The organism is Actinocorallia lasiicapitis (genome assembly GCF_054778695.1).
The window spans coordinates 1-2727 of record NZ_BAAGZI010000566.1 but is presented as its reverse complement, the minus strand read 5'-3'; the positions used below and the strand labels follow the sequence as shown (position 1 = coordinate 2727).

Below are 2727 nucleotides of genomic sequence, written 5' to 3'. Positions count from 1 at the left end.
ATCTCGCCGGCAGCGGCACCATCGCGCCCGACGCCACCCACTACCGGCCGTCGGTCGACGCGTGCATCGCCACCGCCGAGACCGTCCTGCCGTCGGAGGACCGGTACGCGGCCAGCCCCGAGGAGATGGAGTGCCTGCTGCGCTGGCTCGACACCCCCGGCGCGCGGCTGGTCGAGGTCGAAGGGGTGTGGGCGTGCCCGGCGGGCGGCGCCGACCGGATGCGCGCCTGGATCGAAGGCGCGTACGTCGAGCCGAGGAGGAAATCCGACTGAGGCCGTTAGGCTGATCGCCGTGGCGATGCCCCTGTATGACAACCAGCCGACCAGGCGGGCTCCGCTCGTCACGTATCTGCTGATCGCGATCAACTTCGTGGTGTTCCTGATGACGCCGATGGCGGCGCTCGGGCACCGGGATCTCAGCGAGCAGCGGCAGGCGTGCGACCGCGCCACGTTCGTGCAGGAGTACGGGGCGATCCCCCGCGAGCTGACCAGCAACGATCCGCTGCCGCTCAACCCGGAGATCGCCGAGGAGTGCGGCGAGAAGACCTACGACAAGTCGCCGTTCGTCTCGGCGCTGACGTCGATGTTCCTGCACAGCGGCTGGCTCCACCTGTTCGGCAACATGATCTACCTGTTCGTCTTCGGCCAGGCGACCGAGGACAGGATGGGACGGCTGCGCTATCTGCTGTTCTACCTGGTCTGCGGCTACGCGGCCGCCTACGGTTTCGCGTTGACCTCGCCCGACTCGGAGATCCCGCTGATCGGCGCGTCCGGCGCCATCGCCGGGGTGCTGGGCTCGCATCTGGTGCTGTTCCCGCGCTCCCGGACCATCGCCCTGGTGTCGGGGGTCATCCCGTTCCGGCTGCCCGCCTGGGTGGTGCTCGGCCAGTTCTTCATCCTGCAGTGGCTGAGCCTGGGCGCCTCGGACGACAACGTCGCCTACGTCGCCCACATCTACGGGTTCGTCGCGGGCGCCGCGCTCGGCCTGCTGGCCCGCACCCCGTGGGCCACCCGCCGCTCCGCGCTCCTCACCGGACGCCATTAGAGTCCTCTTAGAGTCCTCAAGGTCCGCACCGAAGGAGGCACCACCTTGATCACCGCCATCGTCCTCATCCAGGCCGAGGTCGACCGTATCGCCGAGGTCGCTGAGGCGATCGTCACGCTCGACGGCGTCAGCGAGGTCTACTCGATCACCGGCGACCACGACCTGCTCGCGATGATCCGGGTCCGCCGCCACGAGGAGATCGCGGAGGTCGTGCCCGGACGGATCAACAAGGTCGCCGGCGTGCTGCACACCGAGACCCACATCGCCTTCCGCGCCTACTCCCGGCACGACCTCGACACCGTCTTCTCGGCCGGACTGCCCGAGTAGGGCGCACCGGCTCAGAACAGGGCCGGCGGCTCGGCGGGCAGCGGCTCGGGAAGCGGCGCCAGCGCCGGGACCAGCGCCCTGACCTCGTCGTGGAACCGCCGGGCCAGCGGCAGCGACCGGACGTTGTCCGGCGTGTGCACGAAGACCGTCGGGCTGCGCCCCTCACGGAGCCAGCCCGCCGCGGTCTCCACCCAGAACCGCCAGCCCTCGACGGTCCGCGCGTCGTCGTCACGGCCCAGATAGCGCACGACGGGACGTCCCGTCAGCGCGGTCGCGCGGCGCGGCAGCCGCGGTTTCTTGGTCCACGCGTCGCGTTCGGCGTCGCTGGTGGGCGGGGCCTCGAAGAACGCGACCGTGTCGAACGGGACCCACTCGGTGCCGGTGCGGGCGAGCGCCCGCTCCAGCGCGCCGATCGCCGCGGGATCGGTGAAGAACGCCGGATGCCGCACCTCGACGGCGCTGCCGAACCCGCGCGGCAGCCGCCGCAGGAACGCCGCCAGCACGGGCACGTCGCCGGGGCCGAACGAGCCGGGGAGCTGCACCCAGAGGGCGCTGGAGGTCTTCTCCAGGGGCTCCACGGCGTCGAGGAAGGCCCGCATCGGCTGCTCCACCCCGGTCAGCCGCCGCTCATGGCTGACCGTCTTGGGGATCTTCAGCACGAAACGGAACGACTCGTCGACCTGCCGCGCCCACATCTCGGCGGTCTGCCGCGACGGGACGGCGTAGAAGGTGGTGTTCCCCTCGACGGCGGTGCACCAGCTCGCGTAAGCGCGCAGCCGCTCCTCGGCGGGCAGCGGATGGGGCAGGTACCGGCCGCGCCACGGTCCGAGGGTCCACATCGCGCAGCCCACATCGAGCCGCAGGGCGGGATTCTCCATGGAGGCGACGGTACCGAACGTCGCACGGGCCGGGCGCACGGGCCGCTGGCCCGAAGTTCTCCTCCCCGCCCCCGCAGGGAGGAACCGTCATCATCCGCCGATGCTGTCCATAGCGTCCAATATTCGTTTGGTCTGGGCAGATACCTTTGCGGTATGTCGATCGAGTTGCGGGTGCTGCGCTATGTGATCGCGGTGGCCGAGGAGGGCGGCTTCCAGCGGGCCGCCGACCGGCTCCACATGGCCCAGCCGCCCCTCAGCCGCCAGATCGCGGCCCTGGAGCGGGAGCTGGGCGTCCCGCTGTTCCAGCGGCGCCCCACCGCGCTCACGCCCGCAGGGGAGATCTTCGTCGAATCGGCGCGGCGGCTGCTCGCCGAGGCCGACCTGCTGGTCGAGCGGACCCGGCTGGCCGCCACCCGCGGCACCGTCCGGGTCGGCTACGTGCCGAGCGTCGCCTACGACACGCTCCCCCGGCTGCTGG

4 protein-coding genes and 1 pseudogene are annotated in these 2727 nt (G+C 71.2%); 4 read left to right on the top strand and 1 reads right to left on the bottom strand.

What is annotated here, in order from left to right:
• From ACYVE7_RS32205 to ACYVE7_RS32195, 3 genes and pseudogenes are all read left to right on the top strand, one after another.
• Positions 1 to 272: pseudogene (locus ACYVE7_RS32205) on the top strand (DEDD exonuclease domain-containing protein); the annotation flags it as partial.
• Between the two features lie 25 nt (positions 273 to 297).
• A complete protein-coding gene (locus ACYVE7_RS32200) occupies positions 298 to 1044 on the top strand; it encodes a rhomboid family intramembrane serine protease (protein WP_460370118.1) in 747 nt (248 codons plus the stop codon).
• A 45-nt stretch (positions 1045 to 1089) separates the two neighbouring features.
• Positions 1090 to 1371: an Lrp/AsnC family transcriptional regulator gene (locus ACYVE7_RS32195; RefSeq protein ID WP_460370117.1), complete on the top strand. Its 282-nt coding sequence runs from the start codon at positions 1090 to 1092 to the stop codon at positions 1369 to 1371.
• A gap of 11 nt (positions 1372 to 1382) precedes the next feature.
• Here ACYVE7_RS32195 and ACYVE7_RS32190 read toward each other — a convergent pair whose 3' ends face one another.
• Positions 1383 to 2249, bottom strand: a complete 867-nt coding sequence (locus ACYVE7_RS32190) for a DUF72 domain-containing protein (RefSeq protein ID WP_460370116.1) — start codon at positions 2247 to 2249, stop codon at positions 1383 to 1385.
• Between the two features lie 153 nt (positions 2250 to 2402).
• On the opposite strand from ACYVE7_RS32190, the gene ACYVE7_RS32185 reads away from it, so the two are divergent.
• A partial coding sequence (locus tag ACYVE7_RS32185; RefSeq protein WP_460370114.1) for a LysR family transcriptional regulator occupies positions 2403 to 2727 on the top strand: 325 nt, incomplete at its 3' end.

Excerpts from the sequence above, each read along its gene's own strand:
- ACYVE7_RS32200 (WP_460370118.1), top strand. The coding sequence starts at position 298 with ATGCCCCTGTATGACAACCAGCCGACCAGGCGGGCTCCGCTCGTCACG.
- ACYVE7_RS32190 (WP_460370116.1), bottom strand. The coding sequence starts at position 2,249 with ATGGAGAATCCCGCCCTGCGGCTCGATGTGGGCTGCGCGATGTGGACC.